This is a genomic window from Tsukamurella soli (assembly GCF_039541155.1).
In the GTDB taxonomy this organism is placed as follows: Bacteria; Actinomycetota; Actinomycetes; order Mycobacteriales; family Mycobacteriaceae; genus Tsukamurella; species Tsukamurella soli.
In genome coordinates, this window is record NZ_BAABFR010000007.1 from 20,697 (window position 1) to 40,510 (window position 19,814).

A 19,814-nucleotide genomic window follows, 5' to 3' on the forward strand; every position below is an offset into this window, starting at 1 on the left:
ATCAGGCGGGCAGATCCACCAGACCCGCGAGGACGGCCCGATACGCCCCCGGGGTCCCCAGGCCGATCTGATCGGCCTTGGCACGCTTGAGATACAGGTGCGCCGGATGCTCCCAGGTCATCCCGATCCCGCCGTGCAGCTGCACGGCCTCTTCAGCGGCGAACACCGCGAGGTCGCCGCAGTAGGACGCCGCGACAGCGGTCGCGATCTCCGTCTCGGGATCGTCCGGTCCCAGCTCGGCGAGGGCCACCGCGGCATACCGCGCGGCGGCGGAGCCGGATTCGACGGCGGCGTAGAGGTCGGCGAGGCGGTGCTTGATCGCCTGGAACCCGCCGACGACGCGGCCGAACTGGCGGCGCTGCAGCAGGTATCCGACGGTGGCCTCGAGGCACCACCGCGCGACGCCCGCCTGCTCCGACGCAAGCAGCGCCGCGCCCGCGACCAGAGCCGAGCGGACCGCCGCACCGCCGTCCTCGAGGATGCGCTCCCCCGCCCCGCCGCTCAGCGTGACGTCCGCGACGGGACGTGTCATGTCCAGCGACGGAACGACTCCCACGACCGCGTCCGCGGCGGCGACCGCGTACACACCGCCGTCCTCACCCGGGACGAGCAGGATGTCCGCGCCCTCCACACCGACGACGCTGCGGACGATACCCGTCGGCCGGCCGTCGGCCAGGGCCACCGTCGGCAGCTCCCCGTACGGCGACGTCGAGAACGGGACCACCAGGGCCGCAGTCGATTCCCCGGCCGCGACCCGGGTGAGCAGATCGTCGGCCGACGCGGCGAGCAGCACCGTCGTCGCCACGACCGAGCTGGTGAGGAACGGAGTCGGCGCCGCGGCCCGGCCCATCTCCTCCTGCACGACGCCCGCCACCGCCGCGCTCGCGCCGGCCCCGCCGCGCTCCTCCGGCACCGTCAGGCCGGCCAGGCCCAGGTCCCGGGCGAGCTCGGGCCACACCGCCGGGGCGCCGCCGCCGTCGTACGTCGCGATCAGGGACGACGGAGGGCACCGCTTCGTCAGCAGGTCCCGTACGGACGCCCGCAGATCCTCCTCGACCTCGCTGTAGAGCAGGTCCGGGCTGAACGAATCCGTCACTTCTGCAGGTCCTTCCACGGGACATCCTTGTCGACCCGGTGCTCCGGGGGGAGCCCGAGGATCCGCTCGGACACGATGTTGCGCAGGATCTCCGACGTGCCGCCCTCGATCGAGTTGCCTTTGGCACGCAGGTACCGGTAGCCGGCATCGCGGCCGAAGAAGTCGACCTTCTCCGGCCGGACCATCGTCCAGTCGGAGTACCGCAGACCGTCCGCGGCGAGCATCTCCACCTCGAGGCCGGACAACTGCTGGTTGATCCGCGCGAACGAGAGCTTCATCGCGGCCCCCTCCGGTCCCGGCTGACCGCTGGCGAGCTTCTGCCGCAGCCGCATCCCGGTCAGGCGGGCAACCTCCGAGTCCACCCACAGCCGGGTCAGTCGGTCGCGCAGGTCGGCGGTGCGAAGCTCGGGACGCTCACGCCAGGTCCGCGCGACCACGCCGATCATGCCGTCCTCCCGCGCGGCGGCGCGGCCGCCGATCGCGACGCGCTCGTTGTTGAGCGTCGCCGTCGCCACCCGCCAACCCTCGCCCTCTGCGCCGAGCCGCTGCGAGTCGGGGATCCGGACCTCGGTGAGGAAGACCTCGTTGAACTCGGCCTCGCCGGTGATCTGCCGCAGCGGCCGCACATCCACACCGGGATCCGTCATATCGCACAGGAAGTACGTCAGGCCACGGTGTTTCGGCACCCGGGTGTCCGTGCGGGCGACGAGTATCGCCAGCCGCGCGTTGTGTGCACCGGACGTCCAGACCTTCTGCCCGGTGACGACCCAGTCGTCACCGTCCCGCACAGCCTTGGTCGCCACCGCGGCCAGGTCCGAGCCGGCGCCGGGCTCGCTGAACAGCTGGCACCAGATCTCCTCACCCGTCCACAGCGGCCGCAGGAAGCGGTCCTTCTGCTCCTCCGTGCCGAAGGCGAGGATCGTGGGCGCGGCCATGCCGAGCCCGATCCCGTTGGCGGCACTGTTGTTGTCCGGCGCGCCGGCCTCCCGCAGCATCCGGTCCACCTCGGGCTGCAGGGACTGCGGCAGGCCGAGCCCGCCACGGCCGACCGGATACCGCACCCATGCCAGCCCGGCGTCGTACCGGGCGCGCAGCCATTCCAGCCGGTCGGTGGTCGCCGGGTCGTGCGCGGCGAGGAACGCCGTGACCCGCGAACGGAGCTCGGCCGCCGGATCGGTCACCGCACTCACCGCGCACCTGCAGTCGACGCCGCTCGGGCAGCGGCCTGCCGCTTGAGCTCGGTGCGCGCCAGGGCGTTCTTGTGCACCTCGTCGGGGCCGTCGGCGAACCGCAGGGTGCGGATCCCGGCGTACGCCTCGGCGAGCGGGAAGTCCTGCGAGAGGCCGCCGGCGCCGTGCGCCTGGATCGCCTTGTCCAGAATCCACTGCACCGCCGCCGGGGTGGCGATCTTGATGGCCTGGATCTCGGTGTGTGCGCCTCGGTTACCGACGGTGTCCATCAGCCACGCGGTCTTGAGCACCAGCAGGCGCAGCTGCTCGATCCGCACGCGGGACTCGGCGATCCAGTCGCGGATCACGCCCTGCTCGGACAGCGGCTTACCGAACGCGACACGCTCGGAGACCCGCGCGCACATCAGCTCGACGGCCCGTTCGGCCAGGCCGATCGACCGCATGCAGTGGTGGATCCGGCCGGGACCGAGGCGGGCCTGCGCGATACCGAAACCGTCACCGGCAGACGCGATCAGGTTGCTCGCCGGGACCCGCACGTCGGTGAAGGACAGCTCGGCGTGCCCGCCGTGGCTGTGGTCGTCGTAGCCGAACACCTCCATGCCGCGCAGCACCTCGACGCCCGGTGCGTCCCGCGGCACGAGGATCATCGACTGCTGACGGTGCCGCTCGGCACCAGGGTCGGTCTTTCCCATCACGATGAAGACCTGCGCGTTCGGGTTCATCGCGCCCGTGATCCACCACTTGCGGCCGTTGATCACGTAGTCGTCACCGTCGCGCTCGATACGCGTGCCGATATTGGTCGCATCCGACGACGCGACGTCCGGCTCGGTCATGGCGAACGACGAGCGGATCTCGCCCGCCAGCAACGGCTTCAGCCAGCGCTCCTGCTGCTCGGGGGTGCCGAACTGCGCGAGCACCTCCATGTTCCCGGTGTCCGGCGCCGCGCAGTTGAGCACGGCGGGAGCGAGATGGATGCTCCGGCCGGTGATCTCGGCGAGCGGCGCGTACTGCAGGTTGGTGAGCCCGGCGCCGAACCTGGTCGGCCCGCTCGCTCCGCTCCCGGCGCCGGCAACATTCGACCCGCTCGCTCCGCTCCCGGCGCCGGCAACATTCGACCCGCTCGCTCCGCTCCCGGCGCCGGTGTGCTCGCCCGGGAGGAAGACGTTCCACAGCCCGCGGCGCTTCGCCTCGGCGCGGAGCTCGGCGAGCACCGGAACCGAGTCCCACGCCCACCGGTTGTCGAGCCCGGCGAGCTGGTCGTGGAACGTCTGCTCCGCCGGATAGATGTGCGTGTCCATGAAGTCGAGCAGGCTCGCCTTCAGTTCCTCTGTCTGCGAATCGAATTCGAAATCCATCAGCGATGCTCCTCCAGCGACGTCAGACCGGTCTCGAGCATGATGCCGACCGCGTCGCCGACACGGTCGAACCCGGCGCCCACGGTCTGGCCGTGGATGAATCGGTAGTGGATACCCTCGATGATGGCGGCGAGCTTGAACGACGCGAGCCCTAGATAGAAGCCGAACCGGGACAGGTCCCGGTCGCTGCGTGCGCGGTAGAGCGAGATCACCTCGTCCTCCGACAGGAAGCCGGGGGCGGCGTTGGCATCCGCCACCGAGTCCGAGCCGAGCAACGCGCCCAGGCGGTGGTAGACGATCATCAGCGCGAGATCGGTGAGCGGGTCACCCAGAGTCGCCATCTCCCAGTCGATCACGGCGGTGAGTCTGTCCTGCGCGTCCACCAGCACGTTGTCCAGCCGGTAGTCGCCGTGGACGATGCCGGGCGCCGACTCGACGGGCACATCGGCCTCCAGCCTGCGACACAGCTCGTCCGCGAGCGGCAGGTCGCGGCTGTAGGACGCGTCCAGTTGCTTGCGCCACCGCTTCACCTGCCGCGCGAGGAAGCCCTCGGGACGGCCGAAGTCCGCCAGCCCCACCGCCGCCGGATCGACGGCGTGCAACGCACTGAGGGTCTCGACGAGACCGACGGAGATCGCCCGCGTCCGCTCGGGCCCGAGCACCTCGAGCTCGGTGCGAGTGCGGTACGGGACCCCGTCCATCTTCTCCATGACGTAGAACGGGGCGCCCAGGATCGCGGTGTCCTCGCAGTGCCCGTACGTGCGCGGTACCGGTACGTCCGTACCGGCCAGCGCCGTCATGACCCGGTACTCGCGCCCCATGTCGTGCGCGGTCGCCAGGACGTGCCCGAGGGGCGGCCGCCGCACGATCCAGGTGCGCTCGCCGTCCCCGACCTCGTACGTGAGGTTCGACTTTCCACCCGCGATCAGCAGGCCGGTGAGCCGCGCGCCGGCCCCGGGCATCGCTTCGGCGAGCCACGGTGCGAGCCTGTCCAGGTCGAGACCCGGCAGATCATCGGCGCCGGCAACATTCGGCCCGCTCGCTTCGCTCCCGGCACCGGCAACATTCGGCCCGCTCGCTTCGCTCCCGGCACCGGCAACATTCGGCCCGCTCGCTTCGCTCCCGGCACCGGCAACATTCGGCCCGCTCGCTTCGCTCCCGGCGCCGGCAACATTCGGCCCGCTCGCTTCGCTCCCGGCGCCGGCCATCAGAAGACCACCACGCTCACGGTCTCCGCGACGCACGCCGGCTTGGCACCACCGTCGAGCTCGATCGTCACGCGCGCGATCACGGAGTAGCCCGGTCCGCTCGGCTCGACCGACACCAGCTCGACGCCGGCACGCACCCGCGAATCGACGGGCACGATCGACGGGAAACGGATCTTGTTGCTGCCGTAGTTGATCCCCATCTTCGTGCCCTCGACCGCGTACACCTCCCACACCAACATGGGGATCAGGGACACGGTGAGGTAACCGTGCGCGATGGTCGTGCCGAACGGGCCCTTCGCCGCCTTCTCCGGATCCACGTGGATCCACTGGTGATCACCGGTCGCATCGGCGAAGGCGTCGATCCGCGCCTGGTCGATCGTGTGCCAGTCCGAGTAGCCGAGGTGGGTGCCCACGGCTGCCTTCAATTCGTCGATGCCGTTGAGAACCTTCATCTTCCCGCTTCCTGCCTGATCCCGACGTGTCGCAGTCCGACTAGTCCTTGGGCCCACCGGCCACGTACAGGACCTGCCCGGAGACGAATCCCGCTCCCTCGCTGGCGAAGAACGAGGCGGCGTGCGCGATGTCATCCGGGTTGCCGACCCGCTGCACCGGGATCTCCTTGGCGGCGAACGCCTTGAAGTCCTCGAACGGGATGCCCACACGGGCTGCGGTGGCGGCCGTCATGTCGGTGGCGATGAAGCCCGGGGCGATGGCGTTGGCGGTGACACCGAACTTGCCCAGCTCGATGGCGAGGGTCTTGGTGAAGCCCTGCATTCCGGCCTTCGCGGCGGAGTAGTTGGCCTGGCCCCTGTTCCCGAGCGCCGATGTCGACGACAGGTTGATGATCCGCCCGAAGCCCGCCTTGGTCTGGTACGCCTGCACCGCCCGTGACATCAGGAAGGCACCCCGCAGGTGCACCCCGAGCACGGTGTCCCAGTCGTCCACCGACATCTTGAACAGCAGGTTGTCGCGCAGTACCCCGGCGTTGTTCACCAGCACGGTCGGGGCGCCGAGCTCGTTCGCGACACGCTCCACGGCGGCCGCGACCCGCGCCTCGTCGGCCACGTCGACGCCCACCGCGATCGCCTTACCGCCGGCCGAGGTGATCTCGTCGACGGTGCCCTGGCAGGCTCCCTCGTCGAGGTCGAGAACGGCCACCTGCAGGCCGTCGGCGGCGAGGCGCTTGGCGACGGCGGCACCGATGCCGCGGGCGGCGCCGGTCACGATGGCGGTACGGGTCTCGGTCATTGTGGATCCTCCTTGATCGATTTCTCTCGTCCGACAGCGCCGGGTGCGAGGCCGGGGATGAGTTCTGCCAGCTCGGCTCGGGTCGTGGCGGCGTCGCGGTGCAGCACCCCGCGCATGCCGACGGCGCGGGCCCCGTCGAGGTTGGGTGCGGCGTCGTCCACGAAGGCGACGCGCCCGGGGCTCTGCGCGAACACGGAGCCGTCCGGTCCGGTGCCGAGGCGGCGCAGCGTCAGCTCGAAGATGTCCGGCTCCGGCTTGCGCAACCCCACCTCCTCCGAGATCACGACGGTGTCGAACAGCGCGTCGATCCGGGTGCGGGGGTAGGCATTACCCCAACTGTTGGACAGTAGTCCCACCGTGACGCCCAGCGTGCGCAGGTCGTCGACGATGCGCCAGGTCTCCTCGTCCTGCACCGTCCCGGCGAACAGGCGCCCCAGCAGATCGTCGGCGACCACCGGGCCGCCGTCCACAGATCGAAGCCGGGCCGCGAGCTCGCGGTTGAAGTCGGCAGGGGCCAGCTCGCCGGTCTCGAGCCGATGAATCGGGCTGCCCGCAGGCGCCCGGCGGCTCAGCCAGGACCGCAGCGCCTCGGTGAACGACGCGGGGTCGATGCCGTCGGCCGCGACCCACGCGGTGACGTTCTCGCGCATCGGGTTCGTGAGCACGCCCCCGTAGTCGAAGACCACGGCGTCCACAGTCCGCGGTGCGGATTCTGCCACCGTCATACCTCGGCGACGTACGAGACGCGACCCACGGTGGTCCCGTCGGCCAGCCGCTGGACGGCGTCGCCCACGTCGGCGAGCGGCAGTCGCTCGCTCACCAGCGGCCCGATCCGCCCGGCGTCCGCGAGGGCGGTCAGCTCGGTGTGGCACTCCGCGACCAGCTGCGGGGCGCGGGTGTTGTACAGGCCCCAGTGCAGGCCCACGATCGAGTAGTTCTTGATCAGCGCGTGATTGAGTGCTGCCGACTGGATCTCGCCACCGGCGAAGCCGATGATCACGATGCGCCCCTCGAAAGCGATGCACTTGGTGGAGCGCGCGTACGTGTCGCCGCCCACCGGATCGAATACGACGTCGGCGCCGCGGCCGCCGGTGACGTCCTTGACCACCGTCACGAAGTCCTCCGCATGTCGGTCCACGACCACGTCGGCACCGAGCTCGCGGGCCACGGCAGCCTTCTCCGGCCCACCGACCACACCGATCACCCGGGCGCCCGCCGCCTTGCCGAGCTGGATCGCCGCCGTGCCCACGCCGCCCGCCGCGGCGTGCACCAGGAGGGTCTCACCGGGCTGCAGGGCCGCGCGGCGGTGCAGCGCGAACCAGCCGGTCTGGTAGCCGATGTACAGCGAGCCGGCCTGCGCATCGTCGAGCGACGACGGTGCCGGAAACGTCACGGCCTCGTCCAGCACGGCGTACTCCGCGAAACCGCCGTGCGGCAGCACCGTCCCACCGATCACCCGGTCTCCCACCGCGAACCGTGTGACTCCGGGCCCCACGGCCACGACCTCGCCGCACAGCTCCACGCCTGGCGTGAAGGGCAGCTCGGGCTTGATCTGGTAGAGCCCTCGGCACATCAGCACGTCGGGGAAGTTCGCCGGGGACGCCAGCACCCGGACCACGATCCGGGTCCCGGCCGGCTCCGGGTCCGGGACGTCGAGAAGCGTCAGAACGTCCCGCGGCTCGCCGAGCTCGGCCACTCGCCACGCCTTCATCTACAGTGCTCCTTGCTGTTCGAGGCCACGCTGGATCTTGTTCATGCCGCCCAACCATCGATCGGTCTGGGTCGCGCGCGTCGCGTAGTACCCCGCCACCTCCGGGTGCGGCAGGATCAGGAAGCGCTCGTCGCCGAGTGCCTCCCAGACCGAGTCGGCGAGTTGCTCCGGTGTGAGCGCGCCGTCATGGGCAAGCAGGTCCTGGAGCGGCCCGGCATCGTCGAAGATCCTGGTGCGCACGCCCTGCGGGCAGATCGCCTGCACCACGACACCCCGGTGCCGGTACGTCGCGGACAGCCACTCGGCGAAGCCGATGACGGCGTGTTTGGTGGTCGAGTAGGTGGGGGTGCCCAGCATCGTGAGCAGCCCGGCCGCGGACGCCGTCACCACGAATCGACCTCCGGGCGAGCGAAGCGACGGAGGATTCGACTCCGCGCGCTCGATCCATTCGGGGATCAGCAGGCGGGCGGCGCGCACATGCGCCATGACGTTGACATCCCACGAGCGCGCCCACTCGACCTCGCTCGCGTCGAGCCCGCGCCCGCGGTCGATGCCGGCGTTGCCGAACCAGATGTCGATCACGCCCAGGTGATCCCGGGCCGCTGCCACCAGGGCGGCCACGCCGTCTTCGGACGCGGCGTCGCCCACCACCGCGAAGCCGCCGATCTCCGCCGCGACGGCGCGGACGGCGTCGCCGTCCAGGTCCGCGACCACGACGCGGTCCCCCGCCGCCGCCAGTCGCGCGGCGATGGCGCGCCCGATGCCGTTGCCGCCGCCGGTGACGACGACGCCGCGACCCGAGCCCCGGTCGCTCACCTAGACCCCACCGGTCAGCGTGAGTCCGCCGTCGATCACGAGCGTCTGTCCCGTGAGCCAGGACGCGTCGTCGGACAGCAGGAAGGCGACGACCGAGCCGATGTCCTCGGGCACACCGAGCCGCTCGAGCGGATAGGCGGAGGCCACCTCCTCCTCCCGACCCTCGTACAGCGCGGTGGCGAAGCGGGTCTTGACCACGGCCGGTGCGACGGCGTTGATCCGCACGCGCGGGCCGAGTTCGACGGCCAGCTCCTGCGTCAGGTGGATCACCGCGGCCTTGCTCACGCCGTACATCGAGATCCCCGGGGCCGGTTTGAGACCGGCCACAGAGGCGACGTTGACGATCGCGCCGCCGTGCTCGCCCTGCCATGCCCGGTGCACCTGCTGCGCCCAGGAGAGCGCGCCCAGGACGTTGACCTCGAGGATCTTGCGCGCGGCGGCCACGTCGATGTCCATCAGCGGCCCGTACACGGGGTTGATGCCGGTGTTGTTCACCAGGAAGTCGACGCTGCCGAAGGTCTCGATCGCCCGAGCGACGGTGTCCGCCTGGTGCTCGACGTCGTCTGCGCGCCCGGCGACGGCGATCGCCTTCTCCGGTCCGCCCAGAGCGGCCACGGCCTGGTCCAGCGCCTCCTGCTTGCGGGCCGTGATCACCACGCGCGCACCGTCCGCCACCAGGCGCTCGGCGACCGCGAGGCCGATACCCCTGCTGGCGCCCGTGACGATCGCGGTCCTGCCCTCGAAACGTGTTGTCATGCCCTGCTTCCGTGTGAGTGGTTTCTCGGTTCGATCGGCGTGCGCGTGCGGCTCAGCTGAGCCGCTCGAGAACCATCGCCATGCCCTGGCCACCGCCGACGCACATCGTCTCGAGGCCGAACTGCTTGTCGTGGAAGCGGAGCGAGTTGATCAACGTGCTGGTGATGCGGGCGCCGGTCATGCCGAACGGGTGGCCGACGGCGATCGCGCCGCCGTTGACGTTGAGGCGGTCGAGGTCGACGCCCAGCTCGCGCGCCGAGGGGATCACCTGCGCGGCGAACGCCTCGTTGATCTCGACGAGATCGATGTCGCCGATGGACATCCCGGCACGGGCCAGGGCCTGCTTCGACGCCTCGACCGGGCCCAGGCCCATGATCTCGGGCGAGAGGCCGGTGACACCGGTGCTCACGATGCGCGCCAGCGGCGTCAGCCCGAGCTGCTTCGCCTTGGTGTCGGACATGATCACCACGGCCGCGGCACCGTCGTTGAGCGGACAGCAGTTGCCCGCGGTGACGGTGCCGTCGGGCCGGAAGACCGGCTTGAGCCCGGAGACACCCTCGAGGGTCACACCCGCCCGGGGACCGTCGTCCGTGGCGACGACGGTGCCGTCGGGCAGCGTGACCGGGGTGATGTCCTTCTCCCAGAAGCCGTTCGCGATCGCCTGTTCCGCGAGGTTCTGGCTGCGGACGCCGAACTCGTCCTGATCGCGGCGCGTGACGCCCCGCAGCTGTGCGACGTTCTCGGCGGTCTGGCCCATCGCGATGTAGATGTCCGGCAGGTCGCCCGCGCCGCGCGGGTCGGCCCACGTCTGTCCGCCCGCGGCGAACTTCTCCGTGCGCACCTCCGCCGTCCCGAAGAGCGGGTTCTTGGTATCGGGCAGCCCGTCGGCGTTGCCTTTGATGTATCGGCTCACGGTCTCGACGCCGGCCGAGATGAACACGTCGCCCTCGCCCGCCTTGATGGCGTGGAACGCCATGCGGCTCGTCTGGAGGCTGGAGCTGCAGTACCGGTTGACGGTGACGCCCGGCACGTGATCGAGGCCCAACTCGACCGCGACCACCCTGGCGATGTTGAACCCGGACTCCCCCGCAGGCTGGCCGCAGCCCATCATCAGGTCGTCGATATCCCGCGAATCCAGTTGCGGCACTTTGTCCAGCACCGCACGGACCATGGCCGAGGCCAGGTCGTCCGGGCGCAGCGAGACAAGCGAGCCCTTGCCTGCGCGCCCGATCGGCGACCGTGCAGTGGCGACGATGACAGCCTCGGTCATTCCGTGTCCCTTCTCACAAACTAAGCGGTCGCTTAGTGGTGTAGCGTCTACTCTGCCCAACCAGGGCCCGGGCGTCAACCGCCGCCCGGTTGTGATGTGGATCTCACACTATTCCGGTCGACCGCCGGTGCGGCAGGCGTGGCAGCGAGGGAGCGTATGACCGATCCAGAGGATCAGTCGAAGGCCGCGCAGACCCGTGCCCGTCTGCTGGACGCCGCACTGTCGTCGTTCGCCGAGCGCGGCTTCTACGGCACCAGCACCCGCGACATCGCCGCCGCCGCCGGGATGAGTCCCGCCGCCGTGTATGTGCACCACCGGTCGAAAGAGGATCTGCTGTACCAGCTCTCGCGGCGCGGGCACGACATGATCCTGGACGTGGTGCAGTCCGCCGCAGCGTCGTCGGACGATCCGACCGCGCAGCTGGCAGCGGTGGTGCGCGGATTCGCCGAGCACCACGCACAGCGACACACCAGCGCCCGGGTCGTGAACTACGAGCTCGCGGCGCTCGACGACGAGCACCGCGCCGAGATCCTCGCGCTGCGCCGTCTGATCGACGGCGCCATCCGGGATGTCATCGAGCGCGGCGTCGCGGCCGGCGCGTTCGACACGCCGCACCCGAGGATGGCCGCGGTCGCCATCCTGTCGCTCGGCATCGACACCGCCCGGTGGTTCCGGGACGACGGTGCGTGGTCGCCCGAGCAGGTGGGCGACTTCTACGCCGACCTGGCGCTGCGGATGGTGGGGGCGGGTCACGGCCCCGGCGCCGCGGCCAGGAGGTCCGCGAAGTGAGCTCGCACCTCCGCACCCCCGATATCGGGCCGCCGCCGCGGTACCACACCGGCCGGTGCCGCCACTGCCCGCCCGTATCTTCCCGTCCCGAACCGTCGCCCGACACGCGGCGATCATCCCCACAATCCATCGAGGAGGTGGCGCCTGATGCGCCGTACCGTCTACACCGAGGACCACGAGGCATTCCGGTCCACCCTGCGCTCGTTCATCGAGGCCGAGGTCGTGCCCCACTACGACGAGTGGTACGCGAACGGCATCGTACCGCGTGAATTGTATTCGAAGCTCGGAGAATTGGGCATCTTCGGCATCGAGGTCCCCGAGGAGTACGGCGGGGCCGGCATCGAGTCGTTCAAGTACCAGGCGGTCATCAGCGAGGAGTTGGCCCGGGCCGGCGTGTCATTCGGCGGTTCGAGCGTGCACATCGCGCTGTGCCTGCCCTATCTGACCAAGCTCGCCACCGAGGAGCAGAAGCAGCGCTGGCTGCCGGGCATGGTCACCGGCGAGACGATGTTCGCGATCGCGATGACCGAGCCCGGCACCGGTTCGGATCTGGCCGGTATGCGCACCACCGCCAAGCTCTCCGAGGACGGCTCGCACTACGTGCTCAACGGCTCCAAGACGTTCATCACCGGCGGCGTGCACGCCGACCGCGTGATCGTCTGCGCGCGCACCGCGCCGCCCAAGGAGGACGACCGCCGGTTCGGCATCTCGCTGCTGGTAGTGGACACCAAGCTCCCCGGGTACGCGGTCGGGCGCAAGCTCGACAAGATCGGCCTCAAGGTCTCCGACACCGCCGAGCTGTCGTTCACCGACGTCGCGGTGCCCGTCGAGGACCTGCTGGGTGAGGAGAACAAGGGCTTCAGCTACCTCGGACAGAACCTGCCGCAGGAGCGGCTGTCGATCGGTGTCGGCGCCTACTCGCAGGCATCCGCGGCACTCCGGTTCGCGCAGGCCTACACGACCGACCGCAAGATCTTCGGTAAGTCCGTCGCCTCCTTCCAGAACACCAAGTTCGAGTTGGGCGCGTGTAAGGCGAAGGTCGACGCGATCGAGGCCGTGATCGACCGAGCGCTCGAGGCCCACGACGCAGGCGAGCTGACGGCGGCCGATGCCGCCTCCGTCAAGCTGTTCTGCACCGAAGCCGCGTCGGACGTGATCGACCGATGCCTGCAGCTGCACGGTGGCTACGGCTACATCACCGAGTACCCGATCGCCCGCCTCTACGCGGACAACCGTGTGAACCGCATCTACGGCGGCACCAGCGAGGTGATGCGTTCGATCATCGCCAAGGACATGGGGTTGTAGGCTTCGGCGGCCGTCTATCAGGAGGACATCGTGACCCGGTTCGTGGCCGTCGGACTCGTCGTAGTCATCGCCGTGGTCGTCGCCGTCCTCGGCGCGGTCGGGCCGTGGGGCTGGTGGATCGGAGCCGCCGTGCTGGTGGCGTTCGCCGCGGTCGGTCTCTTCGACCTGCTCCAACGTCGCCACTCCGTTCTGCGGAACTATCCCGTCCTCGGCCACATGCGGTACCTGTTCGAGGCCATCCGCCCGGAACTGCAGCAGTACTTCATCGAACGCAACGTGGATGGCAGACCGTACGACCGGGACGTGCGGTCGATCGTCTACGAGCGCGCGAAGGGGATCCACGGCGAGTTGTCCTTCGGCACCGAACGGGACGTCGAGGAGATCGGGTACGAGTACCTGATCCACTCGATCGCTCCGGTGCCCCAACTCGGCGATGCGCCTCGCGTACTGGTGGGCGGCCCGGATTGCACCCAGCCGTATTCGATGTCGCTGCTGAACGTCTCAGCGATGAGCTTCGGCGCGCTGTCGGCGAATGCGATCCGCGCGCTGAACGCGGGGGCCGCGCGGGGTGGGTTCGCCCACGACACCGGCGAGGGCGGGCTCACCCCATATCATCTCGACGGCGGCGGCGACCTGGTCTGGGAGATCGGCTCCGGCTATTTCGGCACGCGCACCGACGACGGGCACTTCGACCCGGACCGGTTCGCGGAGAAGGCCGCTCACAGCCACGTCAAGGCGGTCTCGATCAAACTCAGCCAGGGCGCGAAGCCGGGCATCGGCGGCGTGCTCCCCGCGGCGAAGGTGAGCGAGGAGATCGCCCGCTACCGCGGGGTGCCGCCGTACCAGAAGTGCGTGAGCCCGGCGGCGCATTCGGCCTTCACGACGCCGCGCGAGCTGATCCGATTCGTCGCGCGGCTCCGCGGACTCGCCGGCGGCAAGCCCGTCGGCATCAAGCTGTGCGTCGGATCCCGCATCGAGGTCCTCGCGATCTGTAAGGCGATGATCGCGGAGGGCACCGGGCCCGATTTCATCATCGTCGACGGAGCGGAGGGCGGCACCGCCGCCGCCCCGCTCGAGTACGAGGATCACGTCGGGCTACCGCTCACCGACGGCCTGATGACGGTGCACAACGCACTCGTCGGGACGGGGCTTCGGGACCACATCCGGGTCGGCGCGAGCGGGAAGGTCGCCGCCGGCAACGACATCGTCAAGCGCCTCATCCAGGGCGCCGACTTCACCAACTCCGCCCGAGCGATGATGATGGCGATCGGCTGCATCCAGGCGCAGCGGTGTCATACCAACAAGTGCCCGGTCGGGGTCGCGACCCAGGATGCCCGGCGCGCACGGGCTCTCGACATCGCCGACAAAAGCCTGCGGGTCACGCGTTATCAGGAGAGCACGGTCAGCCAGGCGACGCAGATCATGGCATCGCTCGGGGCGGCCGGTCCGGCCGACCTCACGCCGCACATGTTGCGCAAGAAGGTCTCCCCCACCACCCAGCGGTCGTACGCGGAGCTCTACGAATGGCTGGCCCCGGGCGTTCTGCTCACGGAACCACCGCAGACCTGGGCGACCGACTGGGCTGCGGCGACACCCGATTCGTTCCGGGCCGTGCAGGGCTGATCGGCGGCGACTCACGCCTCCGGACCATCGTTGTCGGCCGAGAGTGCGTCCAGGAACGACCGTGCCCACAGCGCGACGTCGTACTGCAGCACCTGCCGCCGCATGGCCCGCATCCGCCGGCGTCCGAGCGCTGCGGGTCGGTGCACCGCAGCGTCGATGGCGTTCTTCACGTCCTCCAGATCGTGCGGGTTGCACTGGTACGCCTGCCGGAGTTCAGCTGCAGCGCCGGTGAATTCGCTGAGCACCAAAGCGCCACCGTCATCGGCCTGGCACGCGACGTACTCCTTGGCGACCAGATTCATCCCGTCCCGTAGCGGAGTCACCAGCATCACGTCGGCCGCCACGTAGAAGGCGACCAACTCATCGATCGAGACCGAGTGGTGGAGGTAGTGCACCGCGGGGCTGCCGACGCGGCCGAAGTCACCGTTGATACGGCCCACCTCGCGCTCGATGTCGTCCCGCATCGCGCGGTACGAGCCGACACGTTCCCTGGACGGAGTCGCGAGCTGCACGAGGACCTCCCTGGTCGGGTCGAGTCGCCCCTGCGCGTACAGCTCGCCGACGGCGTGCAGACGCACGTCGATGCCCTTGGTGTAGTCGAGCCGGTCGACGCCCAACATGATCGTCTCGGGGTTTCCGAGTTCGCTGCGAAGCCGCTCCGCGGCCGCGCGGACGTCGGCGCTACGGGCACGATCCTCGAGCGTCGACGAATCGACGGAGATCGGGAAGGCTCCCACGCGCACCGTGCGCGCTCCGACGGCGACTGCGCCGAATCTCGACCGGGTTCCCACGTTTCCGCGAGACGTCGGAAGGCCGGTCAACCGCCGGACGAGGTAGAGGAAGTTCTGCGCACCGCCGGGCAGGTGGAAGCCGACCAGATCCGCGCCGAGGATGCCCTCGATGATCTCGGTCCGCCACGGCATCTGCAGGAACAGCTCCACCGGCGGGAACGGAATATGTAGGAAGAAGCCGATCTTCAGGTCGGGACGCATCGTGCGCAGCATCCGAGGTACGAGCTGGAGCTGGTAGTCCTGCACCCACACGGTGGCGCCTTCGGCAGCGGCCCGGGAGGCGGTCTCGGCGAACCGCCGGTTGACCGCCGCGTACGCGTCCCACCACTCGCGCCGGTACTCCGGCTTCACGATCACATCGTGGTAGAGCGGCCAGAGTCCCGCGTTCGACAAGCCCTCGTAGTAGTCGATCACCTCGCGTTCGCTGAGCCGCACGGGATGAAGGGTCATGTCGTCGCCGCTCATCGGGTCCACCTCGACGTCGGCGGCGCCGGCCCAGCCGACCCACGCTCCCCGGCGTGCGCGGAGTATCGGTTCGAGCGCGGTGACGAGTCCCCCCGGCGATGTGTTCCACGACACGCCCTGCTCGTCCTGGACGATGTCCACCGGCAGGCGGTTGGCAACCACCACGAACTCGGCGACGCCGTGGCCGACGCCACTCGCACGGTCTGCCGCGGGCTCCGGTCCGGATGCCTCCTCGGCGTCCGTGGAGGCCGACCGCCCCGATGCGATCTCGAACGTCGTGCTCGTCATGAGCGGGCGCGGCTCGCTGCGGTCTTCTCGGTGTCTGCATCACCGGTGCTGAGGGTGCCACGGGAGTTCTCGAGATGGGCGCGGACGAACCAGTGCGCCTGCTCCAGCTTCCGACACTGCCCGATCAACATGTCCTGGCTGACGGGATCCGGCTCGTCGGTGTCGGCGACGGCCCGGCGGTGCGCCTCGATGACCCCGACGTAGACCACGTCGGGGGCGGCGATGCGTTCCGCGGTCTGGTCCACCATCGACCGCGCGGCCTCGACCTGGTCGTCGAGCATGGTGTGCACAGCGATGAAGTGCGGCCCGACCACGTTCCAGTGCACGTGCTTCAGCGTCAGCACCAGATCGCTGAGAGCGTTCAGGCGGTCCTGGAGCACGGTGATGACGCTTCTCGCGTCCTGCTCGGAGAGGCCCGGCACGGTGAAGTCGATCGGGCCCGATGCGGCCCCGCGCGGTGTTGTCGTCGCCATTGTCTGTCGTCCTTCTTCCCGGTCCGCGGCATCTGCCACAGGCCCGGGGGCACTGGTACCCGACAGTCGCGTACTCGAAACCCGTACGGACGGTCAGCGACTCCGGAACGCCGGCAGGAACTCGCGTTCGGCCCAGTCCAGGAAATCCGATTGGCTCGCATCCCCGATCTGGACCACGGCCACATCCGTGAACCCGGCATCGACGAGAGAACGCGCGGCCTCGACATGTGCATCCGCCTCGGGGCCGCACGGTATCGCGTCGGCGACGTCATCCGGCGTCACGAACCGGCTCGCTGCCGAGAATCCGGCCGGTCCGGGTAGCTCGGCGTTGACCTTCCAACCGCCACCGAACCAGCGGAACTGCTCATGGGCCCTGGCGATCGCGACCTCGGGGTCCGGGTCCCGGCTCGGGGTCCGGGTCCCGGCAGATCGGTTCACGGGCGGCCATCCGCCCCCGACGACGTGTTCGTTGAGGTTCTCGCCCGCACCGACTCCAAGCGTGAACCGACCTTCGCCGAGCAGCCCGACGGTCGTGGCCTGCTGCGCGACCACGACCGGGTGGTAGCGCATGGTCGGGCATGTCACGTAGCTCATCAGCTCCACTCGCTCGGTGATGTGTGCGATCGCGCCGAGAGTCACCCATGCGTTGGGAGCGTGGCCCTGGCTGCCCAGCCACGGAGAGAAATGATCACTGATCACCTCGAAATCGAACCCGGCTCGTTCCGCATGAGCAGCATGTGCGGCCAACTCCCGCGGTCCGGACTGTTCGCACATCAGGGTGTATCCAAATCGTGTCATGGGGCACCGCTACCCCGTTCGACAGGTCGCCGATCCCCGCGGACGGAATGCGATCCGGTACCGCTACGTAAGGGAGGCATCGACCCGACGATGGCGACAGCCCCTCCGCCGCGGCCGGGAGGCGGCGAATGCACGCCGCCCCCTGGCCTGATGCTCAACGATTGCCGGTCAGCTTGTCCTTGACGTTGTCGACGCCCTCTTTGACCTTGTCGGCGGCGTCCGCGACCTTCCCTTTGGCGCTGGCGATTCCCTGGTCGGCCTGTCCCTCGGACTTCAGGTCGTCATCACCGGTAACGCTGCCTGCGGCCTCCTTGGCGCGTCCCTTGAGGTCGTCGGCCTTGTTCTTGGCGTCGTCTGTGATTCCCATCGTGTTCCTTTCGTCAGGGCTACGGTTCGGGCTGTGACGGTGACGTCACGGTTCACGGGTGACGTCATCCGTTCCTTTCCTGTCCTGGTCCGCCTCACTCCGTGGTGTCGGTAGCCGAGCGAGACGAACTCATCGGGACGACCGTCCTCTTACCCTCGCCGATCCATTCGTAAACGACTGCGTGATGGAGCTCATGTCCGCGGGCTGATCCGGGTGACAGGTTTATCCACCGCTTGACTGGGTACCAATACTGTGCACGACCGAGAACATCCCGTTGATGATGCTTTAGAACGAGGCCCCAAACGGCAACAGAAAGGGAGAAGATCGGCAAGGTCGAGCAGATATATCTCGATGAGAGGACGCGCCAACCCACCTGGGTCGCCGTCAAGACCGGATTGTTCGGATCGTCCACCTCGCTCGTACCCCTGTCCGGAGCCCGACACGACGGCGACCGGCTCCAGGTATCCGTGCACGAGGAAGCGGTGAAGGACGCGCCGCATCTCGACGTCGAGGGCGGCATCAGCGCCCAGCAGGAGCGCGAGTTGCTCGCGCACTACGGCGTCGGCGGAAACACTGCCGAATGGGCACAGTACGGCCAGCACGTGGGCACGGATGCAGCAGCGGCCGCAACATCGTCGCAGTCCGCAGATCCCACCGATCGGCACGCGGCGGAGCAGACCCCGCACACCGGTGCAGACGAGCAGAATCGTCTCGTGCGCTCGGAGGAGCGACTCGACGTGGACACGACTTGTGCCGAGGCCGGCCGCGCCCGGCTCCGCAAGTTCGTCGTCACCGAGGAGCAGACGATCACGGTGCCGGTCACGCGGGAGGAGGTCTCCGTCGTGCGGGAGCCGATCGACGATCCGTCTGTCGTCGGTCAGTCGAGGATCGGGGACGACGCCACGGAGGTGACCCTGCATGAGGACCAGGTCAGGGTGACGAAGAAGACGGTGCCGGTCGAGCGGGTGGGACTCGAGGTGCACGACGTGCAGGACGAGCAGACCGTGTCCGACCAGGTGCGCAAGGAGCGGATCGAGGCGGAGGGCGTCGGTCCGCAGACGACGAATCGTTCGGGGAACGGCCGCGGGTAGTCGTCACGTCGTCAGGACGAAGCACGCGTGTGGCAGGAGAGGCGTAGAAGATGAGCATCGCACTCGTGCGGTTCCTCTTCCTGCCCGAGCCCGAGTCCGACCGTGTACAGCATCGGGGTCGGCAGTACAGCACGCCCTAGACAACCACTCTCCCGTGCAGACGGCACACACGATCCGGCCGGCCCGGAAGCCCAAGACACCTGTCGAGGCTCCCGGGCCGGCCTCTTCGCCTGTTCGACGCGGCGCTGTGATCGCGGCGGCCCCTTCTCCGGCGGATCGGTTCGGTGGTAGCGTCCTCGGCTGAGCATTGAGCCAACGGTGCGATTCACTCCTGTCGACTTCTACGGAGAGTCCGTTGGCCCATCCATGCCGAATTGCACGCTTCCGACGGCGGCGACCCCACAGCTCCCCCCATGAGCGCCCCTATGAGCGTCGACGCGCGCACCCTCACGGCCGGTACCTGCGTTGTCCGGTATCCATCCAGTCGAACGGAACCGCTCCATGCGTATCGCCGAACTAGCCGCTGCCACAGGCATATCCAGCCCCTCTCTGAAGTACTACATGCGGATGGGCCTGTTGCCGTCGGGAACGCCGGTGACTCGAACCGAATCCTCTTACGACACTTCACATGTGGCCCGGGCGAATCTGATCCGAGCGCTGCTGGATCTCGGTGGTCTGTCGGTCGTACGGATCCGGGCCGCCATTGCGGTCCTGGACGCCCGGCCCGATGCCCGGAGCGAACTGCTGGGCGCCGCACGAGCAGCGCTCACCCCGCCGACGCCCGGTCCGGTCGTACCGGAGTGGACCGAGCGCGCCGCCCGCGCCGTCGAGCGCTTCGGCTGGCGGATCGATCGGTCCGATCCGCTCGTCGCGACGCTGGGAAGCCAGCTCAGGTCACTCGCAGCGGCGGGCGTCGACTTCGGTGGGGACGTGACCCTGGGCCGTTGGGCGGCCGCGGCGGAGTCGATCGCCACGGTGGATCTGGACGCGTCGCCCCGGAGTCCAGCGGCGGCGCTCCGATACGCCATCGTCGCGACCTCCCTCACCGACCTGCTGCTCGCGACGCTGCGCAGGCTCGCGCAGCAGGAGCTCCGTATCCGCCGATCCGAGGCGCTCGAGAACGACCGACCATGTGCGGCAGAGCAATCGACAGGCTGCAGCGGTATGGCCTGAG

The 19,814-nt window shown here is 69.3% G+C and carries 20 protein-coding genes and 1 pseudogene; 6 read left to right on the forward strand and 15 right to left on the reverse strand.

Annotated features, from left to right (window positions below; all coding sequences use genetic code 11):
* Position 1: 1 nt before the first annotated feature.
* The 11 genes from ABD908_RS03550 to ABD908_RS03600 form a co-directional block, all read right to left on the reverse strand.
* A complete protein-coding gene (locus ABD908_RS03550; protein ID WP_344990951.1) occupies positions 2-1,096 on the reverse strand; it encodes an acyl-CoA dehydrogenase family protein in 1,095 nt (364 codons plus the stop codon).
* Positions 1,093-2,277 (reverse strand): acyl-CoA dehydrogenase family protein, encoded by a 1,185-nt coding sequence (locus ABD908_RS03555; RefSeq protein ID WP_344990954.1) that lies wholly within the window; start codon positions 2,275-2,277, stop codon positions 1,093-1,095. The genes ABD908_RS03550 and ABD908_RS03555 overlap by 4 nt, the downstream gene beginning before the upstream one ends.
* A gap of 5 nt (positions 2,278-2,282) precedes the next feature.
* A complete protein-coding gene (locus ABD908_RS03560; RefSeq protein ID WP_344990957.1) occupies positions 2,283-3,641 on the reverse strand; it encodes an acyl-CoA dehydrogenase family protein in 1,359 nt (452 codons plus the stop codon).
* Entirely contained in the window at positions 3,641-4,603 is a 963-nt protein-coding gene (locus tag ABD908_RS03565) for a phosphotransferase family protein (RefSeq protein WP_344990960.1), read from the reverse strand. The genes ABD908_RS03560 and ABD908_RS03565 overlap by 1 nt, the downstream gene beginning before the upstream one ends.
* 245 nt (positions 4,604-4,848) lie before the next feature.
* The gene (locus ABD908_RS03570; protein WP_344990963.1) at positions 4,849-5,301 is read right to left on the reverse strand and encodes a MaoC family dehydratase; all 453 of its coding nucleotides are present in this window, start codon (positions 5,299-5,301) and stop codon (positions 4,849-4,851) included.
* 40 nt (positions 5,302-5,341) lie between these two features.
* Positions 5,342-6,097, reverse strand: coding sequence for an SDR family oxidoreductase (locus ABD908_RS03575; protein WP_344990967.1), 756 nt, complete (start codon positions 6,095-6,097; stop codon positions 5,342-5,344).
* Positions 6,094-6,816, reverse strand: coding sequence for an HAD family hydrolase (locus ABD908_RS03580; RefSeq protein WP_344990970.1), 723 nt, complete (start codon positions 6,814-6,816; stop codon positions 6,094-6,096). Before ABD908_RS03580 ends, ABD908_RS03575 begins: the two co-directional genes overlap by 4 nt.
* A gap of 2 nt (positions 6,817-6,818) precedes the next feature.
* A complete protein-coding gene (locus tag ABD908_RS03585; protein WP_344990973.1) occupies positions 6,819-7,808 on the reverse strand; it encodes an NADPH:quinone oxidoreductase family protein in 990 nt (329 codons plus the stop codon).
* Positions 7,809-8,624, reverse strand: coding sequence for an SDR family NAD(P)-dependent oxidoreductase (locus tag ABD908_RS03590; RefSeq protein WP_344990976.1), 816 nt, complete (start codon positions 8,622-8,624; stop codon positions 7,809-7,811).
* The gene (locus tag ABD908_RS03595) at positions 8,625-9,380 is read right to left on the reverse strand and encodes an SDR family oxidoreductase (protein WP_344990979.1); all 756 of its coding nucleotides are present in this window, start codon (positions 9,378-9,380) and stop codon (positions 8,625-8,627) included.
* A gap of 52 nt (positions 9,381-9,432) precedes the next feature.
* Positions 9,433-10,650 (reverse strand): acetyl-CoA C-acetyltransferase, encoded by a 1,218-nt coding sequence (locus ABD908_RS03600; protein ID WP_344990982.1) that lies wholly within the window; start codon positions 10,648-10,650, stop codon positions 9,433-9,435.
* Positions 10,651-10,806: 156 nt separating this feature from the next.
* Between ABD908_RS03600 and ABD908_RS03605 the strand changes: the two genes are divergently transcribed.
* The 3 genes from ABD908_RS03605 (at position 10,807) to ABD908_RS03615 (ending at position 14,367) form a co-directional block, all read left to right on the forward strand.
* Positions 10,807-11,439 carry a TetR/AcrR family transcriptional regulator gene (locus tag ABD908_RS03605; RefSeq protein ID WP_344990984.1) on the forward strand — a complete coding sequence of 211 codons (633 nt, stop codon included), beginning with the start codon at positions 10,807-10,809 and terminating at the stop codon, positions 11,437-11,439.
* Positions 11,440-11,586: 147 nt separating this feature from the next.
* Entirely contained in the window at positions 11,587-12,744 is a 1,158-nt protein-coding gene (locus ABD908_RS03610; protein WP_344990987.1) for an acyl-CoA dehydrogenase family protein, read from the forward strand.
* 30 nt (positions 12,745-12,774) lie between these two features.
* Positions 12,775-14,367, forward strand: coding sequence for an FMN-binding glutamate synthase family protein (locus ABD908_RS03615; RefSeq protein ID WP_344990990.1), 1,593 nt, complete (start codon positions 12,775-12,777; stop codon positions 14,365-14,367).
* Positions 14,368-14,378: 11 nt separating this feature from the next.
* Here ABD908_RS03615 and ABD908_RS03620 read toward each other — a convergent pair whose 3' ends face one another.
* From ABD908_RS03620 to ABD908_RS03635, 4 genes are all read right to left on the reverse strand, one after another.
* A complete protein-coding gene (locus ABD908_RS03620) occupies positions 14,379-15,911 on the reverse strand; it encodes an alpha,alpha-trehalose-phosphate synthase (UDP-forming) (protein WP_344990993.1) in 1,533 nt (510 codons plus the stop codon).
* Complete coding sequence (locus ABD908_RS03625; protein ID WP_344990996.1) at positions 15,908-16,384, reverse strand: Dps family protein; 477 nt, start codon at positions 16,382-16,384, stop codon at positions 15,908-15,910. The genes ABD908_RS03620 and ABD908_RS03625 overlap by 4 nt, the downstream gene beginning before the upstream one ends.
* A 93-nt stretch (positions 16,385-16,477) precedes the next feature.
* Positions 16,478-17,182, reverse strand: coding sequence for a TIGR03557 family F420-dependent LLM class oxidoreductase (locus ABD908_RS03630; protein WP_344990999.1), 705 nt, complete (start codon positions 17,180-17,182; stop codon positions 16,478-16,480).
* A 154-nt stretch (positions 17,183-17,336) separates the two neighbouring features.
* Positions 17,337-17,549, reverse strand: a complete 213-nt coding sequence (locus tag ABD908_RS03635) for a CsbD family protein (RefSeq protein ID WP_344991002.1) — start codon at positions 17,547-17,549, stop codon at positions 17,337-17,339.
* 323 nt (positions 17,550-17,872) lie between these two features.
* Between ABD908_RS03635 and ABD908_RS03640 the strand changes: the two are divergent.
* The 3 genes and pseudogenes from ABD908_RS03640 to ABD908_RS03650 all read left to right on the forward strand — a co-directional run.
* A pseudogene (locus ABD908_RS03640) lies at positions 17,873-18,016 on the forward strand (PRC-barrel domain-containing protein); the annotation flags it as partial.
* Positions 18,017-18,640, forward strand: a complete 624-nt coding sequence (locus ABD908_RS03645; RefSeq protein WP_344991005.1) for a YsnF/AvaK domain-containing protein — start codon at positions 18,017-18,019, stop codon at positions 18,638-18,640.
* A 501-nt stretch (positions 18,641-19,141) separates the two neighbouring features.
* The gene (locus tag ABD908_RS03650; RefSeq protein WP_344991008.1) at positions 19,142-19,813 is read left to right on the forward strand and encodes a MerR family transcriptional regulator; all 672 of its coding nucleotides are present in this window, start codon (positions 19,142-19,144) and stop codon (positions 19,811-19,813) included.
* The last annotated feature ends 1 nt before the right edge of the window (position 19,814 follow it).